At 54.6% G+C, this 19,554-nt stretch carries 12 protein-coding genes; 9 read left to right on the top strand and 3 right to left on the bottom strand.

Translation table 11 applies throughout. The features are described 5' to 3' along the window. Positions 1-247: 247 nt before the first annotated feature. A complete protein-coding gene (locus CA264_RS08465; RefSeq protein ID WP_025606310.1) occupies positions 248-1,165 on the bottom strand; it encodes a Kelch repeat-containing protein in 918 nt (305 codons plus the stop codon). A gap of 966 nt (positions 1,166-2,131) precedes the next feature. Here CA264_RS08465 and rnk point away from each other — a divergent pair. From rnk to CA264_RS08510, 9 genes are all read left to right on the top strand, one after another. Continuing rightward, positions 2,132-2,539 carry a nucleoside diphosphate kinase regulator gene (rnk, locus tag CA264_RS08470; RefSeq protein WP_025606311.1) on the top strand — a complete coding sequence of 136 codons (408 nt, stop codon included), beginning with the start codon at positions 2,132-2,134 and terminating at the stop codon, positions 2,537-2,539. 43 nt (positions 2,540-2,582) lie between these two features. Next, positions 2,583-3,605 (top strand): rod shape-determining protein, encoded by a 1,023-nt coding sequence (locus tag CA264_RS08475; RefSeq protein ID WP_025606313.1) that lies wholly within the window; start codon positions 2,583-2,585, stop codon positions 3,603-3,605. A gap of 476 nt (positions 3,606-4,081) precedes the next feature. After that, positions 4,082-6,781, top strand: a complete 2,700-nt coding sequence (locus CA264_RS08480) for a TonB-dependent receptor (RefSeq protein ID WP_025606314.1) — start codon at positions 4,082-4,084, stop codon at positions 6,779-6,781. A 7-nt stretch (positions 6,782-6,788) separates the two neighbouring features. Further along, complete coding sequence (locus CA264_RS08485) at positions 6,789-8,090, top strand: DUF4876 domain-containing protein (RefSeq protein WP_084196184.1); 1,302 nt, start codon at positions 6,789-6,791, stop codon at positions 8,088-8,090. After that, the gene (locus tag CA264_RS08490) at positions 8,090-9,613 is read left to right on the top strand and encodes a DUF6850 family outer membrane beta-barrel protein (RefSeq protein ID WP_025606317.1); all 1,524 of its coding nucleotides are present in this window, start codon (positions 8,090-8,092) and stop codon (positions 9,611-9,613) included. Before CA264_RS08485 ends, CA264_RS08490 begins: the two co-directional genes overlap by 1 nt. Continuing rightward, positions 9,613-10,746, top strand: a complete 1,134-nt coding sequence (locus CA264_RS08495) for a cytochrome-c peroxidase (RefSeq protein ID WP_025606318.1) — start codon at positions 9,613-9,615, stop codon at positions 10,744-10,746. The genes CA264_RS08490 and CA264_RS08495 overlap by 1 nt, the downstream gene beginning before the upstream one ends. Positions 10,747-11,258: 512 nt before the next feature. After that, complete coding sequence (locus CA264_RS08500) at positions 11,259-12,785, top strand: catalase (protein WP_025606320.1); 1,527 nt, start codon at positions 11,259-11,261, stop codon at positions 12,783-12,785. 180 nt (positions 12,786-12,965) lie between these two features. After that, entirely contained in the window at positions 12,966-14,204 is a 1,239-nt protein-coding gene (gene hemA / locus CA264_RS08505; protein ID WP_036775956.1) for a glutamyl-tRNA reductase, read from the top strand. 27 nt (positions 14,205-14,231) lie between these two features. Beyond that, on the top strand, positions 14,232-14,750 hold the full coding sequence (locus CA264_RS08510; protein ID WP_025606324.1) for an ankyrin repeat domain-containing protein: 519 nt from the start codon (positions 14,232-14,234) through the stop codon (positions 14,748-14,750). Between the two features lie 165 nt (positions 14,751-14,915). Here CA264_RS08510 and CA264_RS08515 read toward each other — a convergent pair whose 3' ends face one another. Further along, positions 14,916-15,827, bottom strand: coding sequence for a lytic transglycosylase domain-containing protein (locus CA264_RS08515; RefSeq protein ID WP_025606325.1), 912 nt, complete (start codon positions 15,825-15,827; stop codon positions 14,916-14,918). A 269-nt stretch (positions 15,828-16,096) separates the two neighbouring features. Next, complete coding sequence (locus CA264_RS08520; RefSeq protein ID WP_025606327.1) at positions 16,097-19,357, bottom strand: transglycosylase domain-containing protein; 3,261 nt, start codon at positions 19,355-19,357, stop codon at positions 16,097-16,099. Positions 19,358-19,554: the final 197 nt, after the last annotated feature.

Here is a 19,554-nt window from a genome sequence, read left to right on the forward strand (position 1 = left end):
TCACCCAGAGAAATGGAAGCATCGCCAGAACATAGCCACTGCCACAGCCGCCGCCGCCTTACCTGGTGCAGTTAATCCTGCGCTGCGACAGGCCAGCAATAAAAAAGCCGCACCATCTTACGTGGTGCGGCTTTTGGGACACAGCATCTTTCCCCTTAATAAGTGAGGCGATTTTATACTTTGTAAGGTAACGCCACAGGTTACAAGCAGCAGAGCAGATGCACACACGGCTGCATGCTATACTTGCTTAATCCACCGTATCTATACTTGCAGCTTCCAGCTTTGACAGCGACGTTGTAATTGGCGTTTGCCGGTTACCGCCTGCTACATACAGTTTGCCATCCAGGATGTGGCTTGCGGCATGTCGCCGCCCGGTCATATTGCTTTGCAAGGCGTGGTAGGTTCGTGTTCTGGTGTCGAAGTACCCCAGGCGAGCCAGGTCAGTGTAGTCGCCGACCAGGTAAATATCCGTTCCATTCACGGCAACGGCATGCCCCGAAACCTTCACAGGCAGGTCGGCAACATGCGCCCAGGTGCCGGTGTGCAAATCGTACATAGCGACTTCAGAGGATTGTTTGCCGTTGTACCCTCCAAGTGTGTACAGGTGCCCGTCTACTATAGCACCCCTGGCTTCTTTGGCTTCAGGCATACTGGCGAGGGCCGTCCACATGTTCGTGGCAGGATCAAACTTATACAGCTTATCGGAGAACTCCTTGGCAGACCTGGCACCACCAAAGGCATAGATCTGCCCCTCCCACACGGCTACGCCCCCGCCGTATACCGGGTTCGGGTTAACGGCGGCATAGTCTACTTCGCCTGTTGCCAGGTCAACTACCTCCACCTTCTCGTTGAGCGCTCCATGGGCGGTAAGGCCATTAAAAATGTACAACTTACCGCCAACAACGGCCGAAGAGGCAAAGCGCTTGGGAATGGTTTTGTTCGTGAGCAGTTCCCAGGTATTGCTGCTGATATCATACTTCTCAACTTCCGGTGTATAATTAACCGTTTTGGAGTACCCGTTCGCCACATAAATAGCGTTGCTGTCTGCGGCGCTTGTAACGGCTCCACGAGCGGCTGGCATATTGGCCAGGTTCTCGAACTGTAATTGCGCGAACGTGCTTGTGCCCAGCAGGGCGAAGATAAGGAAGAGGATTGTTTGCTTCATGTACTGTAGTAAGTGAATGGTTAAGAAAAGGAGAAGTTGAGGCTGGCTCTACTTTAGAAACGAAGGTACAAAGATCCTCCAAAAATGATCCTCCCCCCAGTTATTTTATACTTCCCGCAGAAAAATTTTGACCGCAGAAAGAGTGACAGGATACAGCATTCACGCTTCTGTAAAGCAGCACCAGTAAAGCAGGGCGGCGGAAAGACAGCACACAGGAAGTACCCTTGCAAAGGGTAAGGCACCCGATCCAGCAGCGATCCTGCCAAAGCAACTCCGGCCCCCACCGCACCTATCCTTAGAAGCACCGCAACATGCTGTTCGTCCGGCGGCAGGGTGCGTATAGGCAAGAACTACACGCAAGCGGTTGCTTTTGTAACTGCCTTTGGCTTACTTTGGCTAATAAGTTTGACTGTGCCATGCTACCTCCTAACAGCTTTTCCTGTTCTTACTTAAAGCCGCTCAACGGCTTTGTAGCAGCCTCGCATCACGTATCTCTGAGTGATGTGCTGAATGGCTACTGCCTTAACTTTTACGCAACTCCTAAGGACTTCAATAAGTAAGCCGGACGCCTCCGGCCCTACCCCCTACGCTGAGCAGGAGGAGCGTTTTGGCTGCCAATGCGCCTAAGCCCTGGCCTGCTCTTTTTCCATTTTACAATTCCATCAAAGCCGACAACAACTGCCAGCGAGGCGTTTCCCTCACTTGTACAGGTGCTTTCCGGCTTTGGCAAAGAACACTTTAGTTACAGGTGGAGCGCGGTACACTTACCGGCACCCGCTGCAACCTTTACCCATACTGCCCCGCCGCTAACACAGCAGCAGGTGCCATGCCTCCGCCTATGGCATACGCCCAAAGTATGCCGTAGGCGGAGGCATGGCCTTTGGGCAGGTTTGGCTCGGTTGGGCTACCGCTGCCGTTTTTAGCAGCATCCGCCAATAAAAAAGATACAAACCTACTTTCAATAAAATGATGAGCACGATTTATTTAACCGAGAAAGACCACCAGCGCTTGCACAGCCTGGTGCAGGCACACCGCCTGGAGAACAACCCCGCCGCCGTGGCCGCCTTGAGCAAAGAACTGAAGCGGGCAAAGGTGGTACCGTCAGCCGAGGTGCCTGTGGACGTGGTAACGATGAACTCCCTTGTGAAACTCAAGGAAATGAACAGCTCCACCGAAATGGAGATCACGGTGGTTTACCCCAAAGACGCAGACCTGGGCAGCCGTAAAGTGTCTGTGCTGGCACCGGTTGGCACCGCCATACTTGGCTGCCGGGTTGGCGACGAAGTGAGCTGGCCATCGCCAAAAGGCACTGTCGTGTACCAGGTGGTGGAGGTTGTGTACCAGCCCGAAGCGGCCGGCAACATGTACCTTTAACCGAGTGCCGGAACAAGGGCAACAAACCTTCAAAACATATGAAATGGGGATTTTAGATTTTCTCACACAGGGTATCGCCATGGACCTGGGCACTGCCAACTTTCTGCTGATGCAGGAAGACAGCGTGGTGGTGGATGAGCCTGCTGTGGTTGCGTTTAACCGAACGTCGGGGGAAGTGATTGCCGTAGGCAGGAAAGCGGAGCAAATGGAAGGAAAAGAGCACGAGAACATCCGCATCATCCGGCCACTGAAGAACGGTGTCATTGCAGACTTTCATGCGGCAGAGCAAATGATGAAAGGGATGCTCCAACTCGTCGGCAAAAGCAGGAGCCGCTTTGCGCCCTCGTATAAAATGGTGATCTGTGTTCCGTCGGGCATAACAGAGGTAGAGAAACGGGCGATCCGCGACTCCGCCGTTATTGCCGGGGCAAAGGAGGTGTACCTGATACACGAGCCCATTGCCGCGGCCATCGGTATCGGGCTGGATGTGCAGGACTCCACAGGGCACATGGTGATAGATATTGGGGGCGGCACCACCGAAATAGCCGTCATCGCCCTCAGCGGCATCGTGTGTGACCAGTCTATCCGGGTGGCCGGCGACAACTTTAACGCCGACATCATACACCATGTGCGCCGCCAGCACAACATGCTCATAGGGCAGTCTACGGCCGAAAAGATAAAGCTGGCGGTGGGCGCTGCCCTGCCCGAGCTACAGCACCCACCTGCCGACTATGCGTTAAAGGGGCGCGACTTACTGAGTGGGCTGCCGAAGCAGGTGATGGTGTCGTACCAGGAGGTGGCGCACTACCTCGATAAGTCGCTGACTAAAATTGAGGAAGCCATTCTGAAAACGCTCGAGATCACGCCTCCAGAGCTCTCTTCGGACATACACCACGCAGGCATCTACCTGACGGGCGGCGGGGCGCTGCTGCGGGGACTAGGCACCCGCATTGCCGCCCGCACCAAACTCCCGGTGCATGTGGTGGATGAGCCCCTGCTGGCCGTTGTAAAGGGTACTGGTATTGCCCTGCGGGATATGCACAACCTGCAGTTCCTGATGCGGTAGCTGTGCCGGGGCCACCTGCAGTCCCGGCCTTACATGAGTTGCCCCACCTATGAGGATAAAGCTTAACGCTGTACGCCGGAGCCAAAACCGGGCTGACGATAGAGGAAAGTATGGGAGCCTTGGTTCGCCTGAACGAACGCTCCCATACGCCGTCTCTTAAAACCCGCTGTACAGAACCATGCCTGTCCCACTAGAACTTTCCCTTCCCTCTCCCCCCGGCGGCACATCCCTTTGGCTCCCGCCCCGCAAAAAACGGCTGCTGCTTCGCATCAAGACAATGTCTTACAAAATGTTATACCCTAACTCCTCCTAAGAGCAAGTTCAGGGGTTTGCAGCACTGTTCAAAGGCTTCTGACGCCACTACTCCATCCACAGATTTACTATTGTATTCAATATAGCGAATAATATTATTTGGAATGTTTCTAAACAAGACCTATACTTGCATCGGTATTTATACTTAGTCTAAATAAAAAAGCGTGCGCCACCTCCTGACCCTCGTTCTGCTACTCACCGGCCTGCAAAGCATGGCGCAAACCAAAGTGGTTGGGATAGTACAGGACCAGGAGCACAAGCCGCTGCCGTTCGCCAATGTACTTCTGCCGGAGCTGCAGGCAGGGGTCTCAGCAGATGAGAACGGGAAGTTCAGCTATACGTTTGCAGCCCCCGCCCCTGCTAGTGTTACGCTGTCTGTTTCTTATGTAGGCAAGCATAAGCTGGAGCGCACCGTTCCGCTGCAACCGGGGAAGGTGCATGAAGTGGCCCTGACACTGCAAGACAATAACCTGTACCTAAACGAGGTGGAGATAAACGCCAAACAGGTGCATACCACCAACTCCAACTCCTCAATTGTGATTGAGCAGGCGGCTATTGAGCAGATTCAGCCCTACAGTCTCTCCGATATACTTTTGAACCTGCTGCCGGGGCAAACTATCCTTAACCCGGACCTGCAGTCTGCTAAAACGATAAACCTGCGCACGGTGGCCACCGATTCTTATGCCCAGAACAGCCAGTTCGGGACGGCAATTATACTGGACGGAGAGGCGCTTTCGAACAACACCAACCTACAGGCCAGCGGAAACGGGTTTGGCCTGAGCAACGAGTTTACAGCCGGTAATTACGGCACCAGCGACTTTACCTTCAGCTCCGTGGACCTGCGCCAGATACCGGCCAACAACATCGAGAAAATAGAAGTGATACAGGGGGTGCCTTCTGCCAGGTATGGCGATTTGACCGACGGAGCAATCCTGATTGACCGCAAAGCAGGCGTATCGCCGTGGAGCATCACGGCCCGCATCCAGGACGGCACCAACAATTTCGGCCTGAACAAAGGCTTCAAACTCGGCCCGAAACTCGGCTCCCTGAACACCTCCCTGGATTACCTGGACTCTTCCCCCAGCACCACCAACAAGCAGAAATCATACAAGCGCCTCTCCACCGGTCTGCTCTGGTCTACTTACCTGGATAAAAGCAGGAAGGTCAGCAGCCATCTGAGCGTGGACTATGCCACCAGCTTTGACACCTACAACGTAGACTCGGAGAAAGACAACGAGGTGGTAAAAAGCGATAACAGCCAATGGCGCCTCAACTACAGAGGCTTCTGGAAACTATCGCTGCCAGTGCTGGACAATTTGAGTTACAGCGCCGCTTACAGCCTTAGCAATCAATATTCTTACGAGTCGGTTTACCGGAATGCAGGCGTGCAGCCCATGTCTATCAGCACAGTGGCAGGCGTGGCCCAAGGCATTTTCACCTACCCGAACTACCAGGCCGAAACCGAAGTATACGGCAAGCCGCAACGCCTGAGCTTTAGCCTGAACGGGCACAAAAAAGTGATGACAGGGGCTGTGCAGCACCAGCTTTCCTTCGGCGGCAACTACAGCCATGAGAGCAACCGCGGCCAGGGTTACGAGGTTGACCCTTTCTCGCCAAGGTGGAAAACAGGCAGCTCCAGGGGGCAGAGCCGCGACTACGCTTTTGAGCAGGTGCCCGCGCTTGCTAACATGGGCTTCTATCTGGAAGATATGTTCACGACCCAGGTTAGCGGCAAAAAGCTGATCACCTCGGCAGGTATACGCCTGGATGAGCAGTTTCAGAAGTGGTCGGTTTCGCCGCGCATCAGCTCGTCGCTGGAGCTCAGCGAGCGTACCACTTTGAAAGCGGCCTTTGGCCTAGCCACCAAGTCGCCGGGCCTGATCCACCTGCAGCCCAAGCCGGTGTACTTCGATTACCAGCTGCTGAACTACTACCCCAACAAGTATAAAGAGAACCTGGTGCTGTACTATACCGAGGTTGTTACACCAGACAACAGCCAGCTAAAAGCCATGCGCAGCCAAACCATGGAGCTGGGCATTACGCACCAGAAACCCTTGTACGATATTTCGCTGACCGCTTTTAGAAAGCAGGTGCGCAGGGGCTTTAGCCAGGCATCCAACTTATACCTTGTAAACGTGCCGGAGTATACCATCACCGAAACACGCCCGGACCAGCAGCCGCTTTACGCCCCTACCGGAAATTATTCCCGCGACTTCGGCATCTACAAGAGCTACAGCAACGATCTACACACCGATAACTACGGCCTGGAGCTGTACATCAGCACTATTAAGTTTGCCGCCATCCAAACATCATTTAACCTGAGCTCTACACTGTACTACTCCCGGTTTTACCGAAACACCCCGGTAATGTATGCTCCCGAAAAGGAGCATTTTGACAAAGAGGCTGTGGTAGGCATATTCCTGAACCCGCTGACAGAGGGACTGGAAGCCATCTCCACCCTCTCTACCAACCACCACATCTCTAAACTGGGGCTGCTGGTAAATTTCCGGGCGCAGTTCTTCTGGGACGAATGGAAAAAGAATAGTCCCGCCTCTGTTTACCCAATTGCCTATATCAACCAGCAAGGATCTTACGTCGCCATACCTGAGGGTGAGCGCGATAGCCAGACCTTTGCCCATCTTGTAGAGGATGAAAAAAGACGCACCAGCACGTTTCAGCAGTTTGTGTACAGCAACTATCACCTCAAGCTCAGCAAGGAGATACATAACCTGGTACGGCTATCTTTCTACGCCAACAACTTCCTGAACCACAGGCCGGAGGTGTATGATGATGGCGACAACAATTACGAGCAACTCAACCAGTCTCCGGCCTTTGGGATGGAGCTACGACTAACCATTAAATAATAAAACTATGCTTAAACTTCGACACTACTTATTCCTGCTACTACTGGCGGCAATGGCCACTGCCTGCAGCGATGACAATGACCCCACGGTGCAACCCGTTGACTTTGCAGTAACTGTAAAGTATAGCGACGCTTACGGAAACGCCACAGCACCGAACGTGACTGTAAAAGCCACCAATGTAGACAACCAACTGAGCACGGAGGTAAAGACAAACCAAATAGGCGTGGCTAATTTTGTGGGCCTGCCGGTAGGGGTGTATGACCTCACCGCCACCATTACCTACACACCCGAGCAATTTCAAGAGTTTGCCGGCAACACCGTAGGCAGTGAGGTCGTGTTTAACTCCTCCCTGACAAAGCAGTTGATCAACTCCGCATCGCAGAAGCAGTTTGAGCTGGAGCTGGCCTCTGCCCGTGTAGGAGACCTGGTGATCAAGCAAATTTACTACGCCGGCTCTCACCGTACCGATGGCGCTGTGTTCCGCGACCAGTTCATTGAGATTCACAACAATTCCGATGAGGTGATCTACGCGGATGGCCTGTACTTTGCCCAGCTTTACGGCAGCACCTCAACCAGTATTTCTAACCCTATACCTTCTTACCTGCAGGAAAACGGACAGTATGACTGGAGCAAGTCTCCGGGTATGCCACAAGGCATCAATGCCAACCGCGACTACGTGTACACCAAAACCGTGTACCAGATTCCGGGCTCCGGCAGCCAGTACCCTATTGAACCGGGTGCCAGCATCGTGATTGCACAGAACGCCCTCAACCACAAGGCGCCTTACCAGGACCAGGAGGGCAACGTAGTAGCTCCGCGTGACCCTGGCCTGACAGTTGACCTGAGTGGTGCCGACTTTGAAGCCTTCTACAACAAGGGCTTTGACTCTGACCTAGATAACCCTGCCGTGCCGGACCTGATCGTGCACCAGCCTATGGGTAATGATATGATTCTGGATGTGATTGGTCGGGATGCCTATGCTATTTTCAGAACAGAAGATCCAGTGAGCAGCTGGCCCAGCTTTCCTACGCCAGACAAACCAACCTCTGCCAATGTATACTTCCAGGTTCCGGTGGCAGATTTGATCGATGGCGTGGAAACGCAGGCCAGCCCGCAGCAGCTTCGCCCCAAAAAGCTGAGTAATGCCGTGGATGCCGGTTATACTTATGTGCCGCTCGGCATCTACTCTTCGCAGTCGGTGATGCGTGAGGTGGCCAGAACCTTTAACGGCCGCTACATTTTAAAAGACACTAACAACTCCACCAACGACTTTAAAGTGATGGAGCGCGCCAGCCCGCGCGGATATTAATGAAACGTAGTTTTATACTTATACTTGCTTGCTGGAGCGTGCGCGTTGTTGCAGGTCCGGGCACTGCCGCAGCGCAGCGCCCGGATTCTGTGCAGGCGCCTACGCTCTTCTCCTTTTACCAGCAGCTCTACAGCGCTTATGAGCATACAGCTGGGCAGGTGCTGTTTCACCCCTCCGACAAGTATGGCTTTAGCAGTGCAGGCTTCTCCGCCACCGACGGCGACTGGCGCACTTACCAGATGCCAGCCAGCAGCAACACCTACCACATTACCTCTAAAGGAGCCTACACGCTGAAAAAAGTTAAACTCAGCGGCGCCTTTGCGTACAAGCGCCGCCTGGAGGATAGTGTGGGCTGGATGCTGAAACCGGACCACCACGACACCAGCCCCTATTACCTGGCCAGCAAAAAGCCCGGAAACTGGGATGCGCACACGTATGAGTTGAAAGGCGCAGCAAGTATACCCGTGGCTGGTGTTGTATTCGCAACGGCAGGCGCAGCACTTACCATGGGCAACTACGGCCGGTTTAACGATCCTCGCCCCGAGATCAGCCGCTACAGGTTAAAGTTCAGTGGGGGCCTGGGCCTTCAGTTTGAGGAGTGGGCGGTGGTGCTGTCAGGCATTTACGGGTATGGAGATGAACGCAATAGTATAGGCTACGCCAACAAGATGAACAACACCATTGGCCGCCCCGACTATGTGAGCCACGACATAATGGGCTATGGCTATTACCGCACCACCGGCACAGCTCTCAGGCTCCAGGAAGACCAGCACACGAAAGGCGCTGCGCTGGTGCTACAGGTTTCAAGTTTTAACCTGAGCTACAGCCTGGAGCAGGCGGTTAGAAAGTATAGCCGTCGCACAAAAGACAGCAATGAAGCTATCGTTGCTGTTCCGATAGCAGATGTGACGCAAGACCGCCACGCACTCCGGGCAAATTATAGTTGGGAATCAGAAAAGCTAAGCCACCTGCTGGACATGGCACTTACCTACGAGCAGACTTCGGACTTCAACAAGGTGATCATCAACGGGAATAACTACCGGGGCACAGCATTTTCGGTAACACCTGCCTACCACGCCCGCTTCAACGATTGGGAGTATAGCCTCAGTTCGAACCTCACCCGCGACACCCGCAAAGACGGAACCGCTGCCGTAGACTACGCAATCCAAACTGCTGCCGTGGCTGCCGGAGGGGGCAAGCTATTTCACCTAGGCAACAACCTGCTAAAACTAAACCTGCAGGCAGCCTACCGTACCGACATGGGCTCTGAACTCAACATCGGCACGCAGTACAACACCTTTATGAAAGGGGTGATACTGCCTGACTTCGCCTACTACAGCGCTGAGCAGCTGAGGTATACTTCCTCGCTAGGATTTGGGCTGAAAGTGCAGGAGGTGGTGCTGATGCCATACTTTGACTATAGCCTGGTTCAACCACTCCAGACCAGCACCAACCCTTATGCTGATTTTAACCCTGCCCACAGCAGAAGCACCTACACCTTTGGCCTAAATATTCACATGTAATGACGAGCAAAAAGCTACTTCTATACCTATCCGTTGCGATCTTTTTTACCTCCACCGCCTGGCAACTAAAACCAACACCCGGCAAAGCGTACTTTCAGGAGTTGCGTAACCTATATAGCAAGCCCACCAGCGAGTGGCCATCCCCAAACATAGATCCGGGCGTACAGTGGCGCGAATTAGGCACAGTGCCTGCCTCCCCTGTTGCCTCAGACTCCACGCTGCGCCCCCTCATCGAGCTGGGTAAGGTGCTGTTTTTTGATCCGCGCCTCTCCGGCTCTAACCAGGTTTCCTGCTCCAGCTGCCACGACCCGGAGCTGAACTGGTCTGATGGGCGCTCGGTACCCGTGGGCCACGACCACCAGCGTGGCACCCGCAACACCCCTACCCTCCTGAACGTGTGGGCACAGCAAAGCCTGTTCTGGGATGGCCGTGCCGCCAGCCTCGAAGACCAGGCACTCTCCCCTATTGAGAACCCTGTAGAAATGCACCAGGATTTGAAGCTGCTGCCCAGGGAGCTGAACAAAATCAAAGGCTACCGTACCAAGTTCAGGGAAGTTTACGGCCGCCCCTACATCAAAAAAGAAGAGATACTGCAGGCGTTAAGCACCTTTCAGAAGAGCATCACCAGCCGCCGCAGCAGGTTCGATTTATTTTTGGAGGGGCGCCAGAACGCGCTGGATGACGAGGCGCTTTGGGGGCTGCACCTTTTCCGCACCAAAGCCCGCTGCATTAACTGCCACAACGGCCCATTATTTACCGATAACCAGTTTCACAACCTGGGCCTCACCTACTACGGCCGCAAGTATGAAGACCTGGGCCGTTACGCGCAGACTAAAAACCCGGAGGATGTAGGCAAGTTTAAAACCCCGGGCCTGCGCGACGTGATGCGCACCCGCCCCTGGATGCACAACGGCCTGTTTGATAGTATGGAGGGCGTACTGAACATGTACAGCGCAGGCATGCCGCAGCCAAAACCGAAAGAGGGGCAGGAAAACGATCCGCTGTTTCCAAAAACATCGCCCATCATTCAGCAGCTGGACCTGAGCGCGGAGGAGAAGCAGGCGGTTATTGCTTTCCTGGAATCTATCTCTACGGTTTCGTACCGCATCAGTAGGCCAGAGTTGCCGCAGTAGCCGGGCTTTTATCTGAACTGGAGGTCATTTGCTTTAGGCAATCTTAGAAAACTTGCTTCAGCCTCACAGCTAAGCCCTCGACCTTAGCCGTTCATACTTTAAACACACAGCTACAATAAACCTAGCAGGCTCCTTTACCTATGCATGTACCGAAGAGGGCACCCTTGATCTGGCAAGGGTGCCCTATTATTTTGCCTGTGCTCCGGCTTTTACGTTTGCGCCCTACAACAGCTCCAGTTGCGGGGCCACCAGGTCCAGCGGAGGAGGTTTGCGGCTTTTGCAGGCTGTTACCTTCGTTTTTTTAGAAAACCGGGCCCCCACATCTTAACAGGAGCAGTTATTTCACCTCACCCTAAAAAAGCGCCCGCTTTGCCGCAGCAGGCTAGACAGCTACTGTACAGCACCTTGAACAGCATCATCATTTTAAACTATATAAGTATAAAAAGTATCTATTTTTCTTATAAAGATGTTTCCGCCACTTTTGTAGGGTTAAATAACTATACAAACCAATTATGCTAAGAAAAACGCTACTCTTACTAAGCCTTCTGGCTTGTGGGCAACTCTCTTTTGCACAGCAGAAGACGCTTACCACAAACACCGGTGCTCCTGTAGGAAACAACCAAAGCTCTAAGACAGCCGGCGAAAACGGGCCTGTTTTGCTGGAAGACGTTCACCTGATTGAAAAACTGGCCACATTTGACCGCGAGCGCATCCCGGAGCGTGTGGTGCATGCACGCGGTGTAGGCGCCCACGGGGAGTTCGAAAGCTACGGTGACTTCTCTCAGTATACCAAGGCTTCTTTGTTCAATGCCAAAGGCAAAAAAACACCTGTTTTCACCCGTATCTCTACGGTAGTGCACGAGCAGGGCTCACCGGAAACCCTGCGTGACCCACGTGGCTTTGCCGTGAAATTCTACACCGACCAGGGCAACTACGACTTAGTAGGTAACAACATGCCGGTATTCTTTATCCGCGATGCCATCAAGTTCCCGGATATGGTACACGCCTTCAAACCGTCTCCGGTATATAACAGGCAAGACCAGAACCGCGTGTTCGACTTCTTCTCTAATGTGCCGGAGGCCACCAACATGTTTACCTACCTGTACCAGGACCTGGGTACGCCAGCTAACCTGCGCCAGATAGACGGTTTTGGGGTGCACGCCTTTAAATGGGTGAATGCAAAAGGCGAAGTAACCTATGTGAAGTATAAGTGGACATCGCTGCAAGGCGTGAAGAGCTTCTCTGCTGAGGAAGCTGCGCAGATGCAGGCTAAAAACCACTCGCACGCCACGGCAGACCTGTACGAGAACATCAACAAAGGTAACTTTCCTTCTTGGGAGCTGTCTGTACAGCTGCTAAAGCCAGAGGACCTGGACAAGTTTGATTTCAACCCGCTGGACCCAACCAAGATCTGGCCTGAGTCAATCGCGCCAAGTATGGCTGTCGGTAAAATGACGCTGAACAGAGTGCCGGACAACTTCTTCGAAACAGTAGAGCAGGCTGCTTTTGCCCCGGCCACCCTGGTGCCAGGCATTGAGCCGTCTGAAGACAAACTGCTGCAGGGCCGCGTGTTCTCTTACATGGATACGCAGCGCTACCGCCTGGGTGGCAACTTCCAGCGCATACCTGTAAACGCCCCGCTTGTAGAGGTTAACAACTTCAACCAGAACGGTGCGTCGAGCAACCGTGCCACCAAATCTGATGTGAACTACCAGCCGAGCATGGCGCAGCCAACGTTTGTGGACGACAGCCAATACAACTACTCTACCCGCAAAATTGATGCGGAAACCATGCAGCGCGTTATCAGCAAGCAGGACAACTTTAAGCAGGCTGGAGACCTGTACCGCTCTCTATCTAAAACTGAAAAAGAGCACCTGATCAGCAACCTGGCCGGTGACCTGGGCCAGGTAAAGAACAAGGATGTGGTAAACAAAATGGTGAGCTACTTCTACCAGGCTGATGCTGATTACGGCAACCGCCTGATCAAAGCCCTGAAGCTGAACAAAAACGATGTAGTAGCTTTGATAGCATCAAAGTAAGCTTTCCTGCTTAGTTAAGTTAAAACACTGTAAAAACCCGTCCCTGGCTACTCTGAAAGGAGGTTTCTGCCAATGGGAACACTTCCGCACAGAGAGCTTGGGGATGGGTTTTCTAAAGCTCTTACAGTACCTGCTTCCTTTAAAACGCCCGGCAGTACATCATCCAACACATACTCTACCATGAACACCCTACAGGCAATTTCTCTTTCCCATGAAACCGCATCCTTAGAATGGCGCCAGGCCCTGCAGCTAAGCAAAGAGGAGGCTACAGCTTTTATGGTGCACCTGAAAGAACGGGAGCTGGCGGATGCGGTGATGGTGGTGACCACCTGTAACCGCACAGAAGTATACTTTGAATCGGCTGGCACAACTGCCGAGGTGATACAGCAGGAGTTACTGCAGTTTAAAGGAGTAGCGGACGAGGCCGCCTTTTCGCCTTTGTTCAAGCATTTTACGCACAGCGAAGATACGCTCCAATACCTGCTGGAGGTTGGGCTGGGGCTGCGCTCCCAGGTACTCGGCGACCGGCAAATTATCGGGCAGTTTAAAGACAGCTACCAACTCACAAAAGATTTAAACCTGGGCGGAACACTCCTGCACCAGGCACTCCAGACGCTTTTCCGCACGCACAAGCGGGTACACAACGAAACAAGCTTCCGGTCCGGTGCTTCTTCTGTAGGCTACGCAGCCCTGGAAAGAATAAGTGATTTTATTCCGCGCAAGGAGTTCTCCGGAAAGCGCATGCTGATTATCGGCACAGGCCAGATGGGCACCGACATTGCCCGCTACGCCACCTCTTTTGGTTTTCAGGATGTGACGCTAACCAACCGCACCGATGAAAAAGCACAGACTTTAGCCGGCAAGCTAAACCTGAAGACCATCCCTTTTGCGGATCGTTTCTCTGCTATGGCAAGTTATGATGTCATCATATCCTGCGTGAGTGCCGGAGAGCAGCTAACGCCATCGCAGATAGGCATGCCGCTACAAGAAAACAAACGTGTACTGGTTGATCTATCGGTACCACTAAGTATAAGCCCTGCCGCTGCTCAGTTGCCACGCACCACGCTGGTGAACATGGATCAGATTACGAGCAGAACAGAGGCAGTGAAAAAAGCACGCGAAGCATCCATAAGCGATGTACGGCACATTGTGGAAAAGGAAACAGCAGGCTTTGCCCACTGGCTGCAGGACCTACCGCTTTACCACAGCATCGGCGAACTGAAAGCTTTTTTTGCCACCGTGCTGGAAAGTGAACTACAAAAACACACCAGTTTACAGGAAGGCGATGCAGCCTCCAAACTAGCCAAAGCCACCCTCGACAGGCTTATTCGCCGCCCGGCAGGTGCCCTCAGAGCAGCAGACGGCGCATCGCGCGAGGTACTGCTTCAGTCCTTAAACCAATTATTTCAGATAGCTTAAATTTTACGAACAGTTTATACTTCACACATGAAATCACTATTCCTTAACTTCCTTTTCCTGATGCTGCCTGCCCTTGTTTTTGCCCAGGCACCAGACCTTACGGCAGCTGCCAGAACCGGCGATGTGGCAACCATCAAGCAACTGCTGCAAAACAAGGCAGAGGTAAATGCCCAGGACCAGAAAGGCTTTACGCCGCTAATCATTGCCGTTTACAACGGGCAGGCAGAGGCCGCAAAGCTTTTGCTGGAGGCAGGCGCAGACCTGAACCACCAGGATGCCACAGGCAACACCGCTTTGATGGGTACCGCATTTAAAGGCAACCCTGCCATGGCTGAACTGCTCCTGAGCAAAGGGGCAAACCCGAACCTGCAGAATGCCAACGGTGGCACAGCCCTGATGATGGCCGCTATGTTTGGCCGCAACGAAGTGATAAAGTTGCTGCTTAGCAATGGGGCAGACAAAAACCTGCGTGATCAGCGCGGGCTAACGGCCCTGGACCTGGCCAAGCAGCAGCAGAACCAGGAAGGCATTGCGCTCCTGCAATAGGCGACCAGGCAAAACCCGGACATACTAAAAGAGCCGTAGACAAACACTGTCTACGGCTCTTTTTATTGGTGTATCTCTTAGCACTTACAGTACTTTGCATTCCGGAATAGAAGACAAACAGTTGCAAACATCTTCCGCTGCCCCGGCTCCTTTCCGTGCAGGTAGCTACTCCGGCAGCTCCAGCACATACTCCCTGCCCTGTGGCACCGTTAGCCTATAGCTTTTTACCCAAGGGTTGTAGAGGCGCAGTGTTTTATAGTTGATTCCTTGTTCCAGCGCAAACGCAGGCAAATCAGGAATGGTAGCGGATACTGTTAAAGGGCGCGAAGGAAGCGGGCGATAGCCGGATGCTTCGCTCAGCGCAAAGCCGTACTTGTCGGGGTTGCCCAGGATTTCTTTCAGGGCCAAAATCCGGAACATGTAGCGGGAGGTTTCATCGTTCAGGTAAAGGTCATAGTAGGATGTTACCCCCTGGCGCTCCAGGGCGCGGTTCAACCCGCTCATGCCACGGTTGTAGGAGGCGGCGGCATTGGTCCAGGAGCCAAAGCGCTCATGTGCTGTTTTCAGGTACCGGACGGCCGCCAGCGTTGCCTTCTGCACATGGAAGCGCTCATCCACCTCGCCGTTAACCACGAGCCCGTAGCCCCGCGCTGTTTCCGGCATCAGCTGCCAGAAACCTGCAGCACCAGCTGGCGAGGTAACATGCCCGAAGAGGCTCTCGGCGAGCGCCAGGTACACAAAATCCTCCGGCACTCCATTCTCTCGCAGCAAAGCCCTGATCTCCGGCACGTAGCGCTGCATGCGCTTCAGGCCAAGAAGGGTGGTGGCATGCAAGTAGGAGTTCACTAGCAGCTCCCGGTCCAGCCGCTCAGCCACGTCCGGCACATCGAGCGGCACCGGCTCTCCGGCAAAGCTCAGCGAGGGTGGTAAGGGAGGAGGGCTCAGCACCAGCCTGTCTTCTTTTTTATCTTCCACGGCAGCTTCCTCCGCATGCCCTGCCTGCTGCTGGCTGCACAACTGCAGCGCTATTACGATGATCAAAGTTACCCAAACATACTTCCAAACCTGCTGTGCCATGCGCTATCCCTTTCTTCTGGTTCTCTTCTACAACATTTTACCCCCTCAACGGAGTAATCCTAAGATAAGGAAAAATCCGCCACGTTCCCAACGCTCCCTCCGACCCTGACGGCCATTTCAGCGTTTCCCCTGTCTTCTGCCTCTATACGGCTCCCGCTCCGGCAGCCGTAAAACGCCTTGTCACAACTGCTCTGTATCTGGTGTATGCAGGCTCAAGCCCTGTAGGCGGGGAAAAGTAAAGTTCCCTTTTCCCCGTACGATGATACTCGTTACAGTTCTTCCAGCAGCAACCTGTTCACGCGTGAGACGGGTTGGGGGGCTTCAGTGGGTGAAGGCAAGACCGGTTCTTCCTCCGCCACCACGTTTGCCTCCGTCACCTGCGCCTCACCTGCAGTACCCGACGGTACAGCTGCAGGCACCCCGGCTACTTCGGTTTCTCCTCCAGATAGCGCTTCCGTCTCCCCTGCTTTGGCGATCAGAGGCTGTACATCCGTCAGGCTGTCCGGGTTTGGCCGTAGGTAAGGCTCAATAATAGGCGCCATGCCGCGCAGCACCTGCACCGGCAGCGACGAGGTAAAATGGAAATCGGCAGCCTCTCTACCCGGCACAAAGGCCGTCAGGGTACCAAAATGCCTGTCGCCGAGGAAGAAAACCAGCGTGGCAGTGCGGTTAATGCTGCGGGAGGCAATGCGGCGCCCCCTCGTGCTTAGCGTCACGACCCTGTTATCGCCGGTGCCGGTTTTGCCTCCCATGCGCAGCGGGTTTCCGTCCGTTTGGGTAAAACCGCCCCGCAGGCGCCGTGCGGTGCCCTCATCCACTACCTCCAGCAGCGCCTCCCGCAGCACAGCGGCAACCTCCGGTGCCATCACCTGCTCCCCTGCCTCCGGTTGCCACTTCAGCGCCGTTTCATAAGGAGTCTGGGCGGCAAAGTGCAGTCCTTCTATGCGGAGGGTGCGGCGGCGCAGGCCATCGTTCATGATGATACCCATAAGCTCGGCCAGCGCCTCCGGCCGGTCGCCGGAAGAACCCAGGGCTGTGGCCAGCGAGGGCACCAGCTGACCGAAGGGATAGCCAACCCTACTCCAGCGCTGGTGAATGTCGTGGAAGGCATCCAGCTCCAGCATGGTACGGATTCGGGAGTCGCGCGCATGCTTAAAGCGGGTGCGGAAGAGCCAAGTGTACACCTCCTGCCGTACGTCCTTGCCAGCCTCTTCCACCTGGGCCCAGGTGGCATCGGGGTGCTGGCGCAGGTAGCTCAGGAGCCACAGCTCCAGCGGGTGCACCTTTGTAATGTAGCCCTGGTCAGACAGGTTAAAGGCCTCAGGGCCGTACATGTGGTACAGCTCACTTACTCTTTCTGCGGTGATTTCCTCGTTAGGCAGCCGCTCGCGCAGCATCTCGCCAAAGCTGACAGAGTCAGTTTCAGGGTACAGGTAGCGGTGCGCAGCAGCCACGCGCACAGGGCCTTTGCGCATCGTGTGTAACAGCGTATTGAAACGCTCTTCCGGGTTCTGCCCCTCGTACTTCTGCCAGAAGCGCTGCAGGTACTCGGTTCCTTCGCGGTCGGCAAAGGCCATCAGGTAGGCCCGGCGGCGCGGATCCCGGTTGTCCGCCAACAGCTGCGCCACGTTATCAACTTTCTGAGCCGTGGTATACCGCACGATATCACGCATGATCCGCACAAAAGGCAGGTTGATAGATGCAAGGAAAGCCTCCCGCACTGTCGGCCTCCTGCCGTTGTTCTTGTCGCTGTAGTTATGGAAGGTATGCAGCCCTCCGCCGGTAAAGAAAACCTCTCCTGTGCTGGCCGGGTAGCGGCGCTCCAGGGAAGCCTGCAGTGTGGCCTCCAGGCTTTTATCGCCAGCCCGGAGCAGGTACTGCAACACCCAGCTGCTCAGCCTGTCCTGGGATGCCGCCAGAGAATCGCGCAGTGCCTGCGCCGGCTGTCCGGCATGGCGCTCGTGTAGCTCTGCTATTATCTCGAGGTAAGTAACCAGCACCCGCAGTTTGGCCGTGGAACCCAGCTCCAGCTTGCTGCCTTCATTTATATCAAAGGGCTGGTCGGTATTGTCTGTCTGCACCCGCACCAGGTTGCCCTGCGGCGTACGTTCAAAGAGCGTAAAGCTGTAGCGCACCTCCCCCGTGCCACCAGGCGTAAGCATGCGCTCCCCCAGAATGCCCACGGTACTGGCAAACGACGGGTCGTTCAGGCGGTTGAGGTAATCGCTTACCTGCACCTGCAGGCTGTTCTCCAGCGTGGAGGTGGCGGCCAGGTCCATGCGGTCCAGGTCGTAGAGCGGCTTACCCAGCAGGCTCGAAAGGTGGGTGCGCACCATGAGCGCGCCTTTATCGGTATCCTTTGGCGCCACGGCGGGGTTGCTGCTGAAGTCGCGAAAGTTAACTTCCTGGGCAAGGCCGGCATCCCGCAGTTCGGGCCGTAAGTAGCCGTTTTGAGCCAGCAGGCGCAGGTAGCCTCCGGTCAGCCTGCTGAGTTCTGCCCGGCCGTTTGGCCCCAGGTAGTAAGACGGGCGGCGCTGCGCGATCATCAGGGAAAGGACCTGCCGCAGTGCCTGACCCTGCGCCTGCAGCGTGTCTCCGTTCGCGTTTGGGAGGCGCAACAGCTGGTTCACCTGGTCGAAGTCCGTTCCGAACCATACCCATAGCCCGTCGCCCAGGCCGTGCACCTCGCCATAGCCCGGCGCGCCGGAGAGCGGCACCGTGTTAACGTAAGACAGCACCAGCTCCTGGCGGGCGGGCAGTGTCTCCGGCCCCTTGCGGTAGGCGCGCACACTGGCCGATGCCATCTGCTGCAGCTTCTCGAAGGGCCCCGTCGTTATCCCTTCCGGGGAGTGGCGGTACTTCTCGATTTGTGTCGCCAGTGTGCTGCCGCCAATGGTTTTGTAATTCAGGCCGATGATGTTGGCGGCTTCGTGCAGCGAGGCTTTCGAGAAGCGCACCCAGTCCACGGCGGGGTTCATGTAGGGCTTTTCGGTGTTCAGCAACTCGCGGTTCTCAATAAACAGCAGCGACTGTACCACCAGCGAAGGAACAGACTCAAACGCGGGGTATACTCTCCTGGGATACTTGAAGTGATAGAACAGCTTTCCCTGGCTGTCCAGGATGTGCAGCCCGGCCTGGCTCTTCTCCGGGTAAGGGGCAAAATACCCTTTGGAGGTGTACGCCAGCAGGGCCGGCGAAAACCTGGCCTGCGACTCGATCAGCATACCCTTCGCCCGTATGCGGTCCAGCAGCCTCGGTAGCTGCGCATAGCCGAGGCGGTTGTCGAATGGACCGCTTTTAGGGTATACCGTCTTATCGCTCGGGCCGGCATCCAGCGTGTAGGTTAAGGTGGCGGCATAGCGAGAGAATTCACGCGCCTGCAGCCGGGAGGTTTGCACCTCATACAACAGGGCAGCAACGGCGACTCCCATTCCCAGGAGCAGAATTCCAAAGAAAATCCACTTGAAGATGGGCCTACGCTTCGTTTCTTTCCTGTCCTTATTGGTGGGAAGGTAGTTGTTTATTACCATCTTTGGACCGTTTATTAGTTATAAAAGGAGGCTCAGTATTTTTTACGTTTACTTGCCCCTGAAGGTGATTAAAACGGCTAAAAACGTTGCAATTAAACACTTGTCAGGCAGCCTCTCCTGTAAGCAGCACCCGGCGCAGTTAAAGTGCAAACACAAAAGAGGTTATCATCTATCTGTCAGCACTTTACAAATAGATT

Origin of the sequence: Pontibacter actiniarum, from assembly GCF_003585765.1 — a bacterium.
In the GTDB taxonomy this organism is placed as follows: Bacteria; Bacteroidota; Bacteroidia; order Cytophagales; family Hymenobacteraceae; genus Pontibacter; species Pontibacter actiniarum.